Below are 18,436 nucleotides of genomic sequence, written 5' to 3'. Positions count from 1 at the left end.
GAGCTTGCTAACCAAAGGGAGCGTGCTCACCGCAGAAAATCCATTCACCGCAGGAAGCACGCTACCCGCCGATTGGGTGAGCCATGCATAACCCCTGCGCCCTGATCCCGGTCTACAACCATGAAGCCGCCGTGCCAGCCGTGGTCCGCAGCCTGTTGGACAGCGGCCTGCCGTGCCTGTTGGTCGACGACGGCAGCAGTCCGGCCTGCGCGGCGGTGTTGGCACAGCTGGCACGCCTCGAAAACGTCACCCTGCTGACCCTGCCGAACAACCAGGGCAAAGGTGGCGCGGTCATGGCCGGTTTCCGCGAAGCCGCACGCCTGGGCTTCAGCCATGCCCTGCAAGTGGATGCCGACGGCCAGCACGATTTGCGTGAAGTCGAGACGTTTATCGACACCTCGCGCCGGCACCCCGACGCGGTCATCTGCGGCTATCCCGAATACGACGACAGCGTGCCCAAGGGTCGCCTGTACGCGCGCTATCTGACCCACGTGTGGGTGTGGATCAACACCCTGTCGCTGCAGATCCGCGACTCGATGTGCGGCTTTCGCGTGTACCCGCTGGCGCCGACGCTGGCGCTGATGGACTCGGCCTATATCGGCACGCGCATGGACTTCGACTCCGACATCCTGGTGCGCCTGGCCTGGCGTAACCAGCCGATGCGCTGGCTGCCGACGCAGGTGCATTACCCCACCGACGGCCTGTCGCACTTTCGTTTGTTCCGCGACAACGTGCGCATCTCGGCCATGCACACCCGGTTGTTCTTCGGCATGTTGGTACGCGCGCCGATGATCCTGTGGCGACGGTGGCAGGCATGAGCGACAGCAGCAAACACTGGGCCGACCGCGAAGAACGCGGCAGCTTCTGGCTGATGAAACTCACGGCCGTCGCCGCCAAGGTGCTCGGCCGCCGCCTGCTGAGCCCGGTGCTGTACGGCATCGTGCTGTACTTCTTCCTGTTCGGCCGCACCGCGCGCCAGAGCGCCTGGCAATATCAGCAGCGCCTGGCCGAGTGGAGCGGACGCGATGAATTGCGCCCGACCCATAAAAAGGTCTTCGGCCAATTCATGGCCTTCGCCGACTCGCTGCTGGACAAGCTCGACGTGTGGAACGGCAAGCTGCGTATCGAGCAGATCGAAATCAACGACCCGGCGCAACTGCGCGGGCAACTGCGTGGCGGGCGCGGGCAGATGCTGGTGGGCGCGCACCTGGGCAACCTTGAAGTGTGCCGCGCGCTGGCGGAAATCGGCGAGCAGGTCACCATGAACGTGCTGGTGCATACCAAGCACGCCGAGCGCTTCAACCGTCTGCTGGGCGAAGCCGGCGCGACCCACTTGCGCCTGATCCAGGTCAGCGAGCTGGACCCGGCCACCATGCTGTTGCTCAGCCAGCGCCTGGACGACGGCGAGTGGCTGGCCATCGCTGGCGACCGCGTGCCGCTGCATGGCGGGCGCACGGTACGGGTGGATTTCCTCGGCCACGACGCCGCCTTTCCCCAAGGCCCATGGTTGCTGGCCGGCCTGCTGAAATGCCCGGTCAACCTGCTGATGTGCCTGAAACACCAGGGCCGCTATCACCTGACCATCGAGCCGTTCGCGCAGTTGATCGAATGGAAACGCAGCACCCGCGAGCAGATCATCGCCCTGTGGACCGCGCGCTATGCCGCACGCCTGGGCCAGTTCTGCCTGGAAGCGCCCCAACAATGGTTCAACTTTTACCCTTTCTGGAAGACCGATGACGACGCATCTTGAGCCGGTAACCTTTGGCGAACGCCCCCTGCGCATCGAAGACGTGCTGGCCCTGGCCAACCGTCAGGTGCCCACACATTTGCAGGATGACGCTGCCTATCGCCAGCGCATCGCCAAGGGCGCGCAGTTCTTAGACTCGCTGCTGGACAAGGAAGGCGTGATCTACGGCGTGACCACCGGCTACGGCGACTCCTGCGTGGTGGCGGTGCCATTGCACCACGTCGAGGCGCTGCCGCGTCACCTGTACACCTTTCACGGCTGCGGCCTGGGCAAGTTGCTCGACGCCCAAGCCACTCGCGCCGTGCTGGCGGCGCGCTTGCAGTCGCTGTGCCATGGGGTTTCCGGGGTGCGCGTGGAACTGCTCGAGCGCCTGCATGCGTTCCTCGAACACGATGTGCTGCCGCTGATTCCGGAAGAAGGCTCAGTCGGCGCCAGCGGTGACCTGACCCCACTGTCCTACGTGGCCGCGACCCTGTCCGGCGAGCGCGAGGTCATGTTCCGTGGCGAGCGGCGCCAGGCTGCCGATGTGCATCGCGAACTGGGTTGGGACCCGCTGGTGCTGCGTCCCAAGGAGGCCCTGGCGCTGATGAACGGCACCGCCGTGATGACCGGCCTCGCCTGCCTGGCCTTCGCCCGGGCCGACTACCTGCTGCAACTGGCGACGCGCATCACCGCGCTGAACGTGGTGGCGCTGCAAGGCAACCCGGAGCACTTCGACGAGCGCCTGTTCGCCGCCAAGCCGCACCCGGGGCAGATGCAAGTCGCCGCCTGGCTGCGCAAGGACCTGGCCATCGATGCGCCGACCGCGCCGCTGCATCGCCTGCAGGATCGCTACTCGCTGCGCTGCGCCCCGCATGTGCTCGGGGTGTTGGCCGACAGCCTGAACTGGCTGCGCTCGTTTATCGAGATCGAACTGAACAGCGCCAACGACAACCCGATCATCGACGCCGAGGAAGAACGCGTGCTGCACGGCGGGCACTTCTACGGCGGGCATATCGCCTTTGCCATGGACAGCCTCAAGACCCTGGTGGCCAACGTCGCCGACCTCCTCGACCGCCAGCTCGCGCTGTTGGTAGACGTGCGCTACAACCATGGCCTGCCGAGCAACCTGTCCGGCGCGCCGGCCGAGCGCGCGATGATCAACCACGGCTTCAAGGCGGTGCAGATCGGCACCAGCGCCTGGACCGCCGAGGCGCTGAAAAACACCATGCCGGCCAGCGTGTTCTCGCGCTCCACCGAGTGCCATAACCAGGACAAGGTGAGCATGGGCACCATCGCTGCGCGCGATGCGATCCGTGTGCTGGAGCTGACCGAACAGGTCGCCGCTGCCACCCTGCTCGCCGCCAACCAGGGCGTGTGGCTGCGTGCCCAGGCCGAGGATGCGCGGCCTTTGCCGCCAGCCTTGGCCGCCATGCATGCAGCACTCGCCAAGGACTTCCCGCCGGTCATCGAGGACCGTGCCCTCGAAGGCGAGCTGCGCCTGTGCCTCAAGCGCATTGCCGAGCAACACTGGAGGCTGCATGCGTAGTCAGGGCGTTCTGCACAGCGACAGCGAAATCCTGGTGCCGTTTTTCGACATCGACACCATGAACGTGGTGTGGCACGGGCACTACGTCAAATACCTGGAAGTGGCGCGTTGCGCGCTGCTGGACAAGATCGGCCATAACTACACGGCGATGCTCGAATCCGGCTACGCCTGGCCGGTGATCGATATGCAGCTGCGCTACGTGCGCGGCGCGACCTTTGGACAGACCATCAATGTGCGCGCGAGCCTGGTGGAATGGGAGAACCGCTTGAAGGTCAATTACCTGATCACCGACCTTGCCAGCGGCGAACGCCTGACCCGTGCCAGCACGGTGCAAGTCGCCGTTGAAATCGCCAGCCGCGAGATGCAATTGGCCTCACCCAGAATATTCACCGACGCCGTCGAAAGGGCTCTGAAATGCTGACCCCTGTGGGAGCGGGCTTGCCCGCGAAGGACGTTAACGATAATGCGATCCGCCTGACACTGCGCAGCGCCCTCAGGTTTTTCGCGAGCAAGCTCGCTCCCACAGGGATCGTGTTGCTGCTCAGTTTCAGCGCCCATGCTTTCGACTTGCAACAACTCAGCGCTCAACTGGCAAAGCCCTCGGTGATCCACGGCAGCTTCATCCAGGAAAAACACCTGCGCGCCCTGCCGCAGCCGCTGGTCAGCAAAGGCACCTTCGTACTCGCCAAGGACCACGGCCTGCTATGGCTGCTGAAAACCCCGCTGCAACAGGACTACCGCATCAGCGCCCTGGGCATCGCCCGGCGTGATGCCAACGGCTGGCAACTGCTGCCGAACAAGAGCGCCGGCGCCGAGCAGAACCGCCTGTTCCTCGCCGTGCTGCAGGGCGACAGCAGCGGCTTGCAACGCGACTTCGAGCTGCAGCTGCAAGGCGAAGCCCGGCAATGGAAGCTGACGCTGATCCCACGCTCGCTGCTGTTAAAACAAGTATTCACCCAGATCAATATCGACGGCGGCGAGCTGGTGCAAACCATCGAGCTGCTGGAAACCCAGGGCGACAGCACCGTGCTGCGCATGCAGGACAGCACCGCCAGCCAGCCGTTGAGCGATGCGGAGCAACACGACTTTGCCCAGTGAACGCTTGCTGCCGCGCCTGTTCCTGATCCTGCTGGTGGCCGTGCTGGCCCTGGCCGGCTGGCAGTGGCGCCACGGCGCCCCGCTGTCCGCCAACTTGATGGAACTGGTGCCGGGCAACACGCCGGATGCCCTGGAACTGCAGGCCGAACAGCGCATGCAGGAGCCGCTGAACCGCGAGATGCTGGTGCTGGTGGGCCATGCTGATCGGCAGACAGCCGTTGCGGTCGCGCAGCAACTGGGCGAGCAGTGGCAGGCCAGCGGCCTGTTCGAAAAAGTGCAATGGAACCTGCAAGCCGACTTGCCCGCGCTGCGCGAGCAACTGCTGCGCGGTCGGCTGGCGATGCTCTCGGCCAAAGACCGCGCGCAACTGATCGAACAGCCCGGCGCGTTTATCCAGCAGCGTGTACAGGCGCTGTTCGACCCCTTCACCGGCTTCAGCCTGGTGCCGAGCCAGGATGACTGGCTGGGCCTGACCGGGCGTATCCAGAACAGCCAGCCGCAACACGGTTCGGTGCAACTGGATATCGGCAGCGGCGCGTTGATCGCCGATGCCGACGGCAAAAGCTGGGTGCTGCTGCGTGCGCGCACCACCGGCAATGCCTTTGACATGAAACTGCCGCTGCAAGTGGCGGCGCTGCTCCAGGCCAGTCGCGAACAGGCCAGCGGGCAAGGCGCGCAATTGCTCGCGGCCAGCGGTCTGCTCTACGCGGCCAACGGTCAGCAGCAGGCCACACGGGAAATCACCTGGGTCGGCGGCGGCGCGACCGTCGGTATTCTGTTGCTGCTGTTGCTGGCGTTCCGCCGTTGGCGCGTGCTGCTGGCCTTTGTGCCGGTGCTGGTGGGCATGCTGTTTGGCGCGGTGGCCTGTGTGGCGCTGTTCGGTCATATGCATGTGATGACCCTGGTACTGGGCTCCAGCCTGATCGGCGTGGCGGTGGATTACCCGCTGCATTACCTGTCGAAGAGCTGGAGCATGAACCCCTGGCGCAGTTGGCCGGCGTTGCGGCTCACCCTGCCGGGGCTGAGCCTGAGCCTCGCCACCAGTTGCATCGGCTACCTGGCGCTGGCCTGGACGCCGTTCCCGGCACTGACCCAGATTGCCGTGTTCTCCGCCGCCGGGCTGATCGGTGCTTACCTGTCGGCCGTGTGCCTGTTGCCCGCGCTGCTCAAGGGTGTGGAACTGCGCCCGGCGCAATGGCCGCTGCGCATCGCCGAATGCCTGTGGCTGGTGCGGGCTTCCTTGCTCAAGCGCGTGCCGAGCCCGGTGTTGCTGGCAATGGTGCTGCTGTTCTGCGCAGGTGGCCTGTGGCACCTGAACAGCAAGAACGATATCCGCCAATGGATCGGTGCGCCGCCGCAATTGCTGCAAGAGGCGCAGGCCGTCGCGCGGATTACCGGGTTCCAGCCCACCAGCCAGTTTTTCCTGGTGCGCGCGGACGACCAGCAGCAGTTGCTGGAGCGCCAGGCCGCCCTGAGCCAGCGCCTGGATCAACTGGTGAACATGGACAAGCTCCAGGGGTACCTGGCGCTCAACCAACTGGTCAACCTGCCGGCCGAGCAGCAGCAACTGCGCGACGCCTTGAACCAACTCCCGCAACATTGGCAGCCGCTGCTGGACCTCGGTGTGCCCGCCACTGCCCTGCAAGCCGAAGTCGCGCAGCTGCAAGCGTTGCCCACCGAAGACATCGACGCCGCACTCGTCGGCCCCCTGGCCGAGCCTTGGCGCACCTTGTGGCTTGGCCAGGTCGACGGCGGCGGCGTGGCGGCGATGGTCAGCCTGCAAGGCTTGAACAACCCGGCGCTGCTGCGGGTGCAAGCACTGGATCTGCCGGGTGTGCAACTGGTGGATCGCCTGGGCGACTTGAACCGCGTGTTCGCCGATACGCAGATCAGCGCGGCCGAACTGAAGTTGATGTCCTGCGTGCTGATCGTGCTGCTGCTGATCCTGCCATTCGGCTTTGCCGGCGCCTTGCGTATCGTCGCCCTGCCCTTGCTGGCGGCGCTGTGCAGCCTGGCCAGCCTGGGTTGGCTGGGCCAGCCGCTGACCCTGTTCAGCCTGTTCGGCCTGCTGCTGGTCACGGCCATCAGCGTCGACTACGCGATTTTGATGCGCGAACAGATCGGCGGCCCGGCCGTCAGCCTTTTAGGCACGCTGCTGGCAGCGCTGACGACCTGGTTGTCGTTCGGCCTGCTGGCGGTGTCGAGTACCCCGGCGGTGAGTAATTTCGGCCTGTCGGTCAGCCTGGGCCTGGCGTTCAGCTTTATGCTGGCGCCTTGGGCGGGCCACCAGAAGCACGCCTCATGAATGTGATTATCGCCAATGCGGCAAGGAGCCCTCGTGCCTACAGTTGAAATGGAACGTCGCCAGGTGGTGGTGATCGGTGCCGGTCCATCCGGTGCCATCGCCGCCGCGCTGTTAAAGCGCAAGGGGCATGATGTATTGATCATCGAGCGCCAGCACTTCCCACGGTTCTCGATCGGCGAGAGCCTGCTGTCGCACTGCATCGACTTCATCGAGGAAGCCGGCATGCTCGACGCCGTGCAGGCCGCGGGCTTCCAGGTGAAAACCGGCGCTGCGTTCGCCTGGGGCGAGCGCTACAGCGCATTCGATTTTGGCGACACCTTCAGCAACGGCAAACCGACCACCTTCCAGGTGCAACGCGGCGAGTTCGACAAATTGCTGGCCGATCAGGCGGCGCTGCAGGGCGTCGATATTCGCTACGGCGAAACCATCGTTGGCGTGGATTTCAAAGGCGAATCGCGCTACCTGCACGTGCGCCGCGAGAACGGCAGCGAATACCATCTCAAGGCCAGGTTCGTGCTCGACGCCAGCGGCTACGGCCGTGTCTTGCCGCGCTTGCTCGACCTCGAGGCGCCGTCGAATTTCCCGCTGCGCCAGGCGGTGTTCACCCACGTCGAAGACCGCATCGAACATCCTGGGTTTGATCGCACCAAGATCCTGGTGACCACCCATCCGACACAGCGCGATATCTGGTTCTGGACCATCCCGTTCAGCAATGGCCGCTGCTCGGTCGGCGTGGTCGCGGCGAAGGAGCATTTCGACGGCCGCGACGCGGACCTCGACGCCTGCCTACGCGGTTTTATCGACGAAACCCCAAGCCTGTCCGGCGTGCTGCACAACGCCGTGTGGGATACCCCCGCGCGCACCATCGGCGGCTACTCGGCCAACGTCAAAACCTTGCACGGCCCGGGCTTCGCGCTGCTGGGCAACGCCGCAGAATTCCTCGACCCGGTGTTTTCGTCCGGCGTGACCATCGCCATGCGCTCGGCGAGCATGGCCGCCGGTTTGTTGCATCGTCAGCTGAGCGGCGAAACGGTGGACTGGCAAAGCGAATTCGCCGAACCGCTCAAGCGGGGTGTCGACACCTTCCGTTGCTACGTCGAAGGTTGGTATGCGGGGACGTTCCAGGATGTGATTTTCCACCCCGGCAGCTCGCCGGAGATTCGCCGGATGATCAGCTCGATCCTCGCCGGCTATGCCTGGGATGAGCGCAACCCGTTTGTCAGCGAGCCCAAGCGGCGGTTGCGGATGTTATCGGAGATTTGTGCAGGGGATGCCGCGTGAGCAGTCAGTACCTGAGTAAGAATTACGTCGAGGAAACCAGGTTCGGTTTCTGGTTCCTGCGCAGCCACACCTGGCAGCACCATGTGCTGCGCGTGGCGATCAACGACCTGCGCGGCCTGTTCAGCGAGGCATTGCCCCAGGCGCCGGTCTTGCTCGACGCCGGTTGCGGCCAGGGCAAATCCTTCAAGCTGCTGCAGCAAGTGTTTGCCCCCTCGCGCCTGATCGGGCTGGATGCCGACCCTCACAGCCTCCAACTGAGCCGCGAGGAAGCCACGCGCCAGGGCCTCGCCGTGGAGCTGATCGGCAGCGACTGCGCCACCCTCGAAGTGCCGGACGCCAGCGTCGATATCCTGTTCTGCCACCAGACGTTCCACCATCTGGTGGAACAACATCGCGCGCTGAAAGAGTTCTACCGCGTGCTCAAGCCGGGGGGCTACCTGCTGTTTGCCGAATCCACCGAAGCGTATATCGACACCTGGGTGATCCGCTGGCTGTTCCGCCACCCGATGCACGTGCAGAAGAGCGCCGAAGAGTACCTGCAGATGCTGCGCGAGCAGGGCTTTGAGTTCGGCGCGCAGAACGTCTCGTACCCCTATCTGTGGTGGAGCCGCTCCAGCGATTTCGGCCTGCTGGAACGCTGGGGCCTGCGCAAGGCGCCGCCGGTGGGCCAGCGCGAAGAAACCCTGGTCAATTGCGTCGCGCGCAAACCCTTGGCGGGTGCGCCCGCATGATGCGCCTGCTGCTGATCGGCTGCCTGTTGCTGCTGAGCGCCTGCGCCAGCCAGGCGCCGCTGCCCGGAAAAATGCCCACTCTGACCCTGCCGATGCAATTGCATGTGCAACGCCAGGAAGGTGCCCAGCGCCAGGATTGGCTGCTGGTGATCCAGCGCGAGGACGGCGGCATTCGCTGGTCGATGATGGATCCCCTGGGTATCCCCCAGGCCCGGCAGATACTGATCAATGGGCAGTGGCAGGCCGATGGCTTGCTGCCGCCCAATCCCCAGGCGCGCGAGCTGTTCGCCGCCCTGCTGTTTGCCCTGACTTCGGCGGACGACCTGCGCGCGCTGTACCCCGACGCGCAGGCGATGGACCTGACGCGCACCCTGCCGGGCCATTGGCAAATCGTGTATCAGTCGTCCGAGGTATTTCGCGTGAACATCAGCGGGCAGCCGTTGAGCTATCGCATTACGCCGCTGGGAGTCGCGCGATGACCGCCTATCTCAATGTACTCGGTGTGATCTGCGCGCTGGGCCGCGGCCAGGCCGAGGTCAGCCGCAGCCTGTTCGCCGGTGACTGTTCGGGCATGCGCGCCGAAAGCGGCTGGGTCCCGGAGCGAGTGCTGCCGGTGGCCGGTGTGCACGGCGAGCTGGCGACCATCCCACCCGAGCTGGGCCAGCAGAGCAGCCGCAACAACCAGCTGCTGCTGGAGGCGGCGCTGCAGATCGAGGGCGAGATTCGCCAGGCGATCCAGCGCTACGGCGCGGCACGTGTCGCCATTGTGCTGGGCACCAGCACCTCGGGGATCGATGAGGCCAGTCGCGGCATTGCCCATTACCTGCGCGATAAGCAGTTCCCCGGCGACTATGACTACCAGCAACAGGAGCTCAGCGCGCCGGCAAACTTCCTTGCCGACTGGCTGCAAACGAGCGGCCCGGCCTATGTGATTTCCACTGCGTGCACCTCCAGCGCCCGCGCGCTGATGAGCGCCCAGCGCCTGCTGGACCTGGGCGTGTGCGATGCAGTGATCTGCGGCGGCGTCGACAGCTTGTGCAAGCTCACCCTCAATGGGTTCAGCTCGCTCGAGGCGGTGTCGGACCAGCGCTGCAATCCGTTTTCGCGCAACCGCAACGGCATCAACATCGGCGAGGCGGCGGTGTTGTTTCTGATGAGCAGGCAGCCGTCGCCGATTGCCTTGCTGGGCAGCGGCGCGAGTTGCGACGCGCACCATATCTCGGCGCCGGAGCCCAGCGGCAAAGGCGCTTTGCAAGCGATGCGCAAGGCCTTGGCCAGCGCGAAACTGGCCCCCGAACAGATCGGCTACTTGAACCTGCACGGCACGGCCACCCAGCATAATGACGCGATGGAAAGCCTGGCCGTCGCCAGCCTGTTCCCCGCCGGCGTGGCCTGCTCGTCGACCAAACCCATGAGCGGCCACACCCTGGGTGCTGCGGGCGCGCTGGAAGCGGCGTTCTGCTGGCTGAGCCTGACCCACAACCAACTGCCACCGCACGTGTGGGACGGCCAGGCCGACCCGGCGCTGCCCGCGCTGCACTGGGTACAGCCGGGTGCCCGCTTGGAAAAACGCTGCCTGATGAGCAACTCGTTTGCCTTCGGCGGCAATAACGTCAGCCTGATTATCGCAGAGGCACCATGATCGATTGGCCACTCGCCGAACTGCTGCCCCACGCGGGCGACATGATCCTGATCGACCAGGTGCTGTCGTTCGATGAAGAGCAGGTTCGCACCCGCACGACCGTCAAGCCCGGCGGCCTGTTCAATCGCCCGGACGGCAGCCTGCCGGCCTGGGTCGGCATCGAGCTGATGGCGCAAAGCGTCGCCGCCTATGCCGGTTGCCGCGCGCGCCAGAAAGGCGCCGCCGTGGAGCTGGGCTTTTTGCTTGGCACGCGCAAGTTCGAGTGCAACGTGGAACACTTCCCGGCAGGCGCCGAGCTGACGATCCACGGCCTGCGCTCGCTGGAAGACGACAACGGCATGGGTGTGTTCGAATGCCACCTGACCGGTGACGGTATCCAGGCCAGCGCCCGCCTGAACGTATTTCGACCGCCACAGGCGGCCAACTATTTAGAAGAATCGAAGGACGAAACGCCATGACTGAATCCGTACTGGTCACCGGCTCCAGCCGTGGCATTGGCCGCGCCATCGCGCTGCGCCTGGCCCAGGCCGGGCACGACATCGTGCTGCATTGCCGCAGTGGCCGTGCCGAAGCCGATGCCGTGAAGGCCGAGGTTGAGGCGCTGGGCCGCAACGCACGGGTGCTGCAGTTCGACGTGGCGGACCGCGCGCGCTGCAAGGAAATCCTCGAGGCGGACGTGGAGCAACATGGCGCCTATTACGGTGTGGTGCTGAATGCCGGCCTGACCCGCGACGGCGCCTTCCCGGCCCTGTCGGAAGACGATTGGGACGTGGTGATGCGCACCAACCTCGACGGTTTCTATAACGTGCTGCACCCAGTGATGATGCCGATGATTCGGCGCCGTGCGGCCGGGCGTATCGTGTGCATTACCTCGGTGTCCGGGCTGATCGGCAACCGGGGCCAGGTCAACTACAGTGCCTCCAAGGCCGGCCTGATCGGCGCAGCCAAGGCGCTGGCCATCGAGCTGGGCAAGCGCAAGATCACCGTCAACTGCGTCGCCCCCGGCCTGATCGACACGGCCATGCTGGATGAAAACGTACCGGTGGAAGAACTGATGAAGATGATCCCGGCGCAACGCATGGGCACCCCGGAAGAAGTCGCCGGCGCGGTGAATTTCCTCATGTCGGCCGAAGCCGGCTATATCACGCGCCAGGTGTTGGCCGTGAACGGAGGCCTGTGCTGATGAAACGCGTTGTCGTCACCGGCATGGCCGGCATGACCTCCCTGGGCAGCGATTGGGAAACCATCGCGGCCAACTTTCGCGCCAACCGCAGCGGCATCCGGCGCATGGACGAGTGGGACCGCTTTACCGAACTGAACACGCGCCTGGCCGGGCCGATCGACAACTTCGTCGTGCCCAGCCACTGGACGCGCAAGCAACTGCGCAGCATGGGCCGCGTCTCGCGCCTGGCGGTGTGGGCGGCGGAGCAGGCGTTGAAGGATGCCGGTCTGCTCGGCGACGAGTCGATCAAGGACGGGCGCATGGGCGTGGCCTGCGGCTCGTCCACCGGCAGCACCGACGAGATCAAGGCGTTTGGCAATATGCTGCTGAACTCAGTGGCCGAGGGCCTGAATGCCAACTCCTACGTGCGCATGATGCCGCACACCACGGCGGCGAATATCAGCATCTTCTTTGGCCTGACCGGGCGGCTGATCCCTACATCCAGCGCCTGCACCAGCGGCAGCCAGGGCATCGGCTATGCCTACGAGGCGATCAAGTTCGGGCGCTTGCCGCTGATGCTCGCCGGCGGCGCCGAAGAGCTGTGCCCGACCGAAGCCATGGTGTTTGACGCGCTCTACGCCACCAGCCTGAAAAACGATGCGCCGCAGACCAGCCCACGCCCTTACGACACTGGCCGCGATGGCCTGGTGATCGGCGAGGGCGGCGGCATGCTGGTGCTCGAAGAACTCGAACATGCGTTGGCGCGAGGGGCGCATATCCACGCCGAGATCGTCGGCTTCGGCAGCAACGCCGACGGCCAGCACACCACCCGCCCGGAACAGAAAACCATGCGCCGCGCCATGGAGCTGGCCCTGGAAGATGCCGGGCTCGAGCCTGGCGCGATCGGCTACGTCAACGGCCACGGCACCGCCACCGATCAAGGCGACATCGCCGAGACGCTGGCGACCAGCAGCCTGTTCGGCAGCCGCATGCCCATCAGTTCGCAGAAGAGCTTCCTGGGCCACACGCTGGGCGCCTGTGGTGCGCTGGAATCGTGGTTCAGCATCGAGATGATGAACCGCGACCAGTACGTGCACACCTTCAACCTGGACGCCATCGACCCGCAATGCGGCGAACTGGATTACCTGCAGGGTGAGTTTCGCGAGATGCATCACGACTACGTGATGAACAACAACTTTGCCTTTGGCGGCGTCAATACATCGCTGATTTTCCGCCGCTGGTCCTGACTTTTTAATCGATTGGAGAAAACGGAATGTCTTCCTTGCTACGCGCTACCCTGATCACCCTGGCCCTGTTGACCACCGCCGGCTGCACCAGCAAGCCGATCCTCAACACCCAGCACGAGCTGCCGGTTGCCAACCAGGTCAGCGAAGAAAAAATGAAAACGGTGATCATCAACGCCCTGCAAAAGCGCGAGTGGACGGTGCAACGCCTGAGCCCGCAACTGGTACAGGCCGAGATCAACGTGCGCAACCAGTACTACGCAGCGATCGACATCCGCTACACCCGCAACAGCTACGCCATCACCTACCGCGACAGCCGCGACCTGGGCTACAAGGACGGCAAGATCCATCGCAACTACAACCGTTGGGTGAGCATGCTTGATCGCGACATCATGGCGGCATTGCGCAGCGTTGGCGTAAATGAGGCCGGAACTTCGGCGCAGTCGTCTGGGCAAACGGGTACGTCGAAGTAAGACCAGAGCCAGGCACGACCTCTGTGGCAAGCCCGCTTGCCACAACCGCCTGCTTGCCCAAGTTTATCGGGCAGCCTTACGCGTCAACAACTCCACGAACGCCTTCGCCATCGGCGTCTGTACGCCCTTGCGCTGCACCAGCCACACCGCCGTTACCGCCTCCTGGTCCAGCAGCGTGCGATACACCACCCCATCAATGCGGATGCGCTGGTACGACGCTGGCAACACCGAAACGCCCAGCCCCGCCGCTACCAGGCCGATGATGGTCATCGCCTCGCCCGCCTCCTGGGCGAAGTGCGGGCTGAAGCCGGCATCACGCGCCAGATTGAGCAGTTGCGCATACAGGCCACTACCGTACGTACGCGGGAAAAACACGAACGGCTCCTGCGCCAGTTGCGCCAGGTGCAAACCTCGTTCGCTGCCCTGCACCAACGGGTGACCGGCGTTCAATACGGCCACCAGCGGCTCGCGCATCAACTCGACCACACTCAGTGAATCCGGCAACGGCAGCGGACGCATCAGCCCGACCTGGATCGACTCATCCACCAGCGATTCGGCCACCTCGGTGCTGCTCATTTCCTGCAGGTTCAAGTGCACGGCCGGGAACGCCTGGCGAAAGGCGAAGATCGCCTGGGGGATGCTGGAGTTGAAGGGCGCCGACGAGGTAAAGCCGATCTTCAGTTCCCCCAGTTCACCCAATTGAGCCCGACGCGCGACGTCCGCCGCCTTGTCGACCTGCGCCAGCACCAGGCGCGCCTCCTGCAGGAACAGTCGACCAGCCTCACTCAGCTCGACCCGACGATTGGTACGTTCAAACAAACGCGCGCCCACCTCTTGCTCCAGCGCCTGGATCTGCTGGCTCAAGGGCGGTTGCGAGATGCCCAGCACCTGCGCAGCGCGGCCAAAATGCAGTTCTTCGGCAACGGCGATGAAATACCGCAAGTGACGCAATTCCATGCAAGCCTCATTAGGTCGTTAAAGCTATCAAACAGGTCGAACAATATATTGGAAAGAATCATTAGCCAGCTATATTCTTTTCAGCATTGCCAGTCCTGGCACGCTCTTCCTCCCCGAGGTCCCCCGTGAAATCTGCTGTTGCTCCCTTCGCGCAAGAAGTCCCACCCACCGCCTTGGATGAGGTGGTGGCGCAGCTCAACGACGAGTACATTGAAAAAGGCACGCCGATGTTCATGCGCACGGTGCTGGCGCTGTTTTCCGGCGGGTTTGCCACCTTTGCCCTGTTGTATTGCGTGCAGCCGATGATGCCGGCGTTGTCCCACGAGTTTTCCATCAATGCCGCGCAAAGCAGCCTGATCCTCTCGGTGGCGACGGCGATGCTGGCGTGCGGCTTGCTGATCACCGGGCCGATTTCCGACCGGCTGGGACGCAAGCCGGTGATGGTGTCCGCACTGTTCTGTGCGGCGCTGGCGACCATCGCCAGTGGCCTGATGCCAACCTGGGAGGGCATCCTGCTGATGCGCGCGCTGGTAGGCCTGTCGCTGAGCGGCCTGGCCGCCGTGGCAATGACCTACCTGAGCGAAGAGATCCATCCGCAGCACATCGGCCTGGCAATGGGCCTGTACATCGGTGGCAACGCGATTGGCGGCATGAGCGGGCGCCTGATCATCGGCGTGTTGATCGACTTCGTCAGCTGGCACACCGCGATGCTGATCATCGGCGCGCTGGCATTGATCGCCGCTACCGTGTTCTGGAAAATCCTTCCCGAATCGCGCAACTTCCGCGCCAGCAGCCTCAAGCCGCGCAACCTGGTGGATGGTTTTGTCATGCACTTCAAGGACGCGGGCCTGCCGTGGTTGTTCCTTGAGGCGTTCCTGCTGATGGGCGCGTTCGTGACGATGTTCAACTACATCGGCTATCGCTTGCTGGCCTCGCCCTACGAACTGAGCCAGGCCGTGGTCGGCCTGCTGTCGCTGGTGTACCTCTCGGGCATCTACAGCTCGGCGAAAATCGGCTCCCTGGCCGACCGACTCGGCCGCCGTCGCGTGCTGTGGGGCACGATCGTGCTGATGCTCGCCGGCATGGCGCTGACCCTGTTCACCCCGCTGTGGCTGGTGGTGCCGGGCATGCTGATCTTTACCTTCGGCTTCTTCGGCGCCCACTCGGTGGCCAGCAGCTGGATCGGCCGCCGCGCCGTCAAGGCCAAGGGGCAGGCGTCGTCGCTGTACTTGTTCTGCTATTACGTGGGGTCGAGTATCGCCGGTACGGCGGGCGGGTTCTTCTGGCACTTTGCCGGGTGGAACGGGATTGGGGCGTTTATCGTCGCGCTGTTGATTGGGGCGTTGCTGGTGGCGTTGAAGCTGGCGAAGTTGCCGCCGCTGGGGATGTGAAGGCCTGAGGCAATCCTGCTTTGAATGTGGGAGCGGGCTTGCTCGCGAATCCGGAGTGTCAGTTGATACATTCATGACTGATACACCGCATTCGCGAGCAAGCCCGCTCCCACAGTTGTTTTGCGTGTTAGTTGTGGTATTGCGCGGACAGTTCGTGCACCGCCTGCAGGAACGCACCAGCGTGCTCCGGGTTCACTTCCGGGGTGATGCCATGACCGAGGTTGAACACGTGACCGGTGCCCTTGCCATAGCTGGCCAGGATGCGTCCGACTTCGGTGCGGATCGCTTCCGGCTTGGCGTACAGCACGGTCGGGTCCATGTTGCCTTGCAGGGCAACCTGGTTGCCGACCCGACGACGGGCATCGCCCAGGTCGCAGGTCCAGTCCAGGCCCAATGCATCGGCACCGGCATCGGCGATGCTTTCGAGCCACAGGCCGCCGCCCTTGGTGAACATGATGACCGGCACTTTACGGCCTTCGTGCTCGCGGATCAGGCCGCTGACGATTTTGCGCATATAGGCCAGGGAAAATTCCTGATACGCCGCGGCCGACAGGTTGCCGCCCCAGGTATCGAAGATCTGTACTGCCTGGGCACCGGCCATGATCTGGCCGTTGAGGTAGGAGGTGACCGACTGCGCCAGCTTGTCCAGCAGCAGGTGCATGGCCTGCGGGTTGTCGTAGAGCATAGCCTTGGTCTTGCGGAAGTCTTTCGACGAGCCGCCTTCGACCATGTAGGTGGCCAGGGTCCATGGGCTGCCGGAGAAGCCGATCAGCGGCACGCGGCCATTCAGCTCGCGGCGGATGGTGCTGACGGCGTCCATCACATAGCCGAGGTCCTTGTGCGGATCAGGAATCGGCAGGGCTTCGATATCGGCCAGGGTGCTGACGACTTTCTTGAAACGCGGGCCTTCGCCGGTTTCAAAATACAGGCCTTGGCCCATGGCGTCGGGGATGGTGAGGATGTCGGAAAAGAGGATGGCCGCGTCCAGTTGTGGGTAGCGGTCCAGCGGCTGCATGGTGACTTCGCAGGCGAACGCAGGATTCATGCACAGGCTCATGAAATCGCCGGCGTTGGCGCGACTGGCGCGGTATTCCGGCAAGTAGCGACCGGCCTGGCGCATCATCCACACAGGGGTGACGTCCACGGGTTGCTTGAGCAGGGCACGAAGGAAACGGTCGTTCTTGAGGGCAGTCATGTCGGCATCCGCAAAAAAAGTGCGGGCATTTTCTCAGAGCGCGACGCAAAAGGCACGGAATGCGCCGTGCCTTTTGTCTATCGGGTCAATTTGTCGCAATGAGTGGCGGCACAAACCTCAATGTGAAATGAGGTTTGTGTGGGAGCTGGCTTGCCTGCGATAGCATCAACCGGGTCTGGTTGACAGACCGGGTTGCCTGCATCGCAGGCAAGCCAGCTCCCACATTTGATCGCATTTCAAACTGAAATTTGATCAGACCTGCAGGTAATCCAGGATCCCTTCAGCGGCATTGCGCCCTTCGAAGATCGCCGTCACGACCAGGTCAGAACCGCGCACCATATCGCCACCGGCGAAGATTTTCGGGTTGCTGGTCTGGTGCTTGTACTGGCCTTGTTCCGGGGCGACGACGCGGCCCTGGCTGTCGGTCTGGATCTGGAACTGTTCGAACCACGGCGCCGGGCTTGGGCGGAAACCGAATGCGATGACCACGGCATCGGCCGGGATGATCTCTTCGGAACCCGGGATCGGCTCGGGGCTGCGACGGCCACGGGCATCCGGTTCGCCGAGACGGGTCTCGACCACCTTCACGCCTTCGACGCGGTCTTCACCGACGATAGCGATCGGCTGGCGGTTGTAGAGGAATTTCACCCCTTCTTCCTTGGCGTTCTTCACTTCTTTGCGCGAGCCGGGCATGTTCGCTTCGTCACGGCGGTACGCACAGGTCACCGACTTGGCGCCCTGGCGGATCGAGGTACGGTTGCAGTCCATCGCGGTGTCGCCACCGCCGAGTACCACGACCTTCTTGCCTTTCATGTCGACGAAATCTTCCGGCGACTTTTCAAAGCCCAGGTTGCGATTGACGTTGGCGATCAGGAAATCCAGTGCGTCATACACCCCCGGCAGGTCCTCACCGGCAAAGCCGCCCTTCATGTAGGTGTAGGTGCCCATGCCCATGAACACCGCATCGTACTCCTCGAGCAGTTGCTCCATGGTGATGTCTTTGCCGATTTCGGTATTGAGACGGAACTCGATACCCATGCCGGTGAAGACTTCACGGCGATTGCTCAGGACGGTTTTTTCCAGCTTGAACTCGGGGATGCCGAAGGTCAGCAGGCCACCGATTTCCGGGTTCTTGTCGAACACCACCGGAGTCACGCCGCCACGCACCAGCACGTCGGCACAGCCCAGGCCCGCCGGGCCCGCGCCGATGATCGCAACACGCTTGCCGGTCGGCTTGACCTTGGACATGTCCGGACGCCAGCCCATGGCGAAGGCGGTGTCGGTGATGTACTTCTCCACCGAACCGATCGTCACCGCGCCGAAGCCGTCGTTGAGGGTGCACGCACCTTCGCACAGACGATCCTGCGGGCACACCCGGCCACACACTTCCGGCAAGGTGTTGGTCTGGTGCGACAGCTCGGCGGCGGCAAGGATGTTGCCCTCGGCCACCAACTTGAGCCAGTTGGGAATGAAGTTGTGCACCGGGCACTTCCATTCGCAATACGGGTTACCGCAACCCAGGCAGCGGTGGGCCTGGTCGGCCGAGTGCTGGGGCTTGAAGGGTTCGTAGATTTCCACGAACTCCTTCTTGCGTTGACGCAACAGTTTCTTCTTCGGATCTTTGCGCCCGACATCGATGAATTGGAAGTCGTTATTGAGACGTTCGCCCATCTTCAAAACCT

18 protein-coding genes are annotated in these 18,436 nt (G+C 63.9%); 15 read left to right on the top strand and 3 right to left on the bottom strand.

What is annotated here, in order from left to right:
- The first annotated feature begins 83 nt into the window (after window positions 1–83).
- From NTD80_RS07790 to NTD80_RS07725, 14 genes are read left to right on the top strand one after another with little or no spacing between them, the layout of a single operon-like run.
- Window positions 84–818 carry a glycosyltransferase family 2 protein gene (locus NTD80_RS07790; RefSeq protein ID WP_262133001.1) on the top strand — a complete coding sequence of 245 codons (735 nt, stop codon included), beginning with the start codon at window positions 84–86 and terminating at the stop codon, window positions 816–818.
- Entirely contained in the window at window positions 815–1,750 is a 936-nt protein-coding gene (locus NTD80_RS07785; RefSeq protein ID WP_262133000.1) for a glycosyl transferase, read from the top strand. Before NTD80_RS07790 ends, NTD80_RS07785 begins: the two co-directional genes overlap by 4 nt.
- Entirely contained in the window at window positions 1,734–3,275 is a 1,542-nt protein-coding gene (gene hutH, locus NTD80_RS07780) for a histidine ammonia-lyase (RefSeq protein WP_065899973.1), read from the top strand. The genes NTD80_RS07785 and hutH overlap by 17 nt, the downstream gene beginning before the upstream one ends.
- Complete coding sequence (locus tag NTD80_RS07775; protein ID WP_065899971.1) at window positions 3,268–3,696, top strand: acyl-CoA thioesterase; 429 nt, start codon at window positions 3,268–3,270, stop codon at window positions 3,694–3,696. The genes hutH and NTD80_RS07775 overlap by 8 nt, the downstream gene beginning before the upstream one ends.
- Window positions 3,690–4,373 (top strand): outer membrane lipoprotein carrier protein LolA, encoded by a 684-nt coding sequence (locus tag NTD80_RS07770; RefSeq protein ID WP_262132999.1) that lies wholly within the window; start codon window positions 3,690–3,692, stop codon window positions 4,371–4,373. The genes NTD80_RS07775 and NTD80_RS07770 overlap by 7 nt, the downstream gene beginning before the upstream one ends.
- A complete protein-coding gene (locus tag NTD80_RS07765; protein ID WP_262132997.1) occupies window positions 4,363–6,678 on the top strand; it encodes an MMPL family transporter in 2,316 nt (771 codons plus the stop codon). Before NTD80_RS07770 ends, NTD80_RS07765 begins: the two co-directional genes overlap by 11 nt.
- Before the next feature lie 33 nt (window positions 6,679–6,711).
- Window positions 6,712–7,959 (top strand): NAD(P)/FAD-dependent oxidoreductase, encoded by a 1,248-nt coding sequence (locus NTD80_RS07760; protein ID WP_065899968.1) that lies wholly within the window; start codon window positions 6,712–6,714, stop codon window positions 7,957–7,959.
- Window positions 7,956–8,690, top strand: a complete 735-nt coding sequence (locus NTD80_RS07755) for a class I SAM-dependent methyltransferase (RefSeq protein ID WP_262132995.1) — start codon at window positions 7,956–7,958, stop codon at window positions 8,688–8,690. Before NTD80_RS07760 ends, NTD80_RS07755 begins: the two co-directional genes overlap by 4 nt.
- On the top strand, window positions 8,687–9,169 hold the full coding sequence (locus NTD80_RS07750; RefSeq protein ID WP_262132993.1) for a hypothetical protein: 483 nt from the start codon (window positions 8,687–8,689) through the stop codon (window positions 9,167–9,169). Before NTD80_RS07755 ends, NTD80_RS07750 begins: the two co-directional genes overlap by 4 nt.
- A complete protein-coding gene (locus NTD80_RS07745; protein ID WP_262132991.1) occupies window positions 9,166–10,332 on the top strand; it encodes a beta-ketoacyl-[acyl-carrier-protein] synthase family protein in 1,167 nt (388 codons plus the stop codon). Before NTD80_RS07750 ends, NTD80_RS07745 begins: the two co-directional genes overlap by 4 nt.
- Entirely contained in the window at window positions 10,329–10,790 is a 462-nt protein-coding gene (locus NTD80_RS07740) for a hotdog family protein (protein ID WP_120447446.1), read from the top strand. The genes NTD80_RS07745 and NTD80_RS07740 overlap by 4 nt, the downstream gene beginning before the upstream one ends.
- Entirely contained in the window at window positions 10,787–11,515 is a 729-nt protein-coding gene (fabG, locus tag NTD80_RS07735; protein WP_262132989.1) for a 3-oxoacyl-ACP reductase FabG, read from the top strand. Before NTD80_RS07740 ends, fabG begins: the two co-directional genes overlap by 4 nt.
- The gene (locus tag NTD80_RS07730; RefSeq protein WP_262132987.1) at window positions 11,515–12,741 is read left to right on the top strand and encodes a beta-ketoacyl-ACP synthase; all 1,227 of its coding nucleotides are present in this window, start codon (window positions 11,515–11,517) and stop codon (window positions 12,739–12,741) included. Before fabG ends, NTD80_RS07730 begins: the two co-directional genes overlap by 1 nt.
- 26 nt (window positions 12,742–12,767) lie before the next feature.
- On the top strand, window positions 12,768–13,211 hold the full coding sequence (locus NTD80_RS07725; RefSeq protein WP_262132986.1) for a hypothetical protein: 444 nt from the start codon (window positions 12,768–12,770) through the stop codon (window positions 13,209–13,211).
- A 63-nt stretch (window positions 13,212–13,274) separates the two neighbouring features.
- Here the strand turns inward: NTD80_RS07725 and NTD80_RS07720 are convergent, their stop codons facing one another.
- On the bottom strand, window positions 13,275–14,168 hold the full coding sequence (locus NTD80_RS07720; protein WP_262132985.1) for a LysR family transcriptional regulator: 894 nt from the start codon (window positions 14,166–14,168) through the stop codon (window positions 13,275–13,277).
- Between the two features lie 173 nt (window positions 14,169–14,341).
- Here NTD80_RS07720 and NTD80_RS07715 point away from each other — a divergent pair, with 173 nt between their 5' ends.
- Window positions 14,342–15,559 (top strand): MFS transporter, encoded by a 1,218-nt coding sequence (locus NTD80_RS07715; protein WP_410017411.1) that lies wholly within the window; start codon window positions 14,342–14,344, stop codon window positions 15,557–15,559.
- Window positions 15,560–15,686: 127 nt separating this feature from the next.
- On the opposite strand, the gene hemE is transcribed toward NTD80_RS07715, so the two are convergent.
- Together hemE and NTD80_RS07705 are read right to left on the bottom strand one after the other, a co-directional pair.
- A complete protein-coding gene (gene hemE / locus NTD80_RS07710; protein WP_065899950.1) occupies window positions 15,687–16,754 on the bottom strand; it encodes a uroporphyrinogen decarboxylase in 1,068 nt (355 codons plus the stop codon).
- A gap of 252 nt (window positions 16,755–17,006) precedes the next feature.
- Window positions 17,007–18,425 (bottom strand): FAD-dependent oxidoreductase, encoded by a 1,419-nt coding sequence (locus tag NTD80_RS07705; protein WP_262132981.1) that lies wholly within the window; start codon window positions 18,423–18,425, stop codon window positions 17,007–17,009.
- Window positions 18,426–18,436 lie beyond the last annotated feature (11 nt).

It is taken from the genome of Pseudomonas sp. 13B_2.1_Bac1 (genome assembly GCF_025466155.1).
Lineage (GTDB): Bacteria > Pseudomonadota > Gammaproteobacteria > Pseudomonadales > Pseudomonadaceae > Aquipseudomonas > Aquipseudomonas aylmerensis.
The sequence above is the reverse complement of the archived record's forward strand: the minus strand, read 5'-3'. Positions and strand labels throughout refer to the sequence as shown.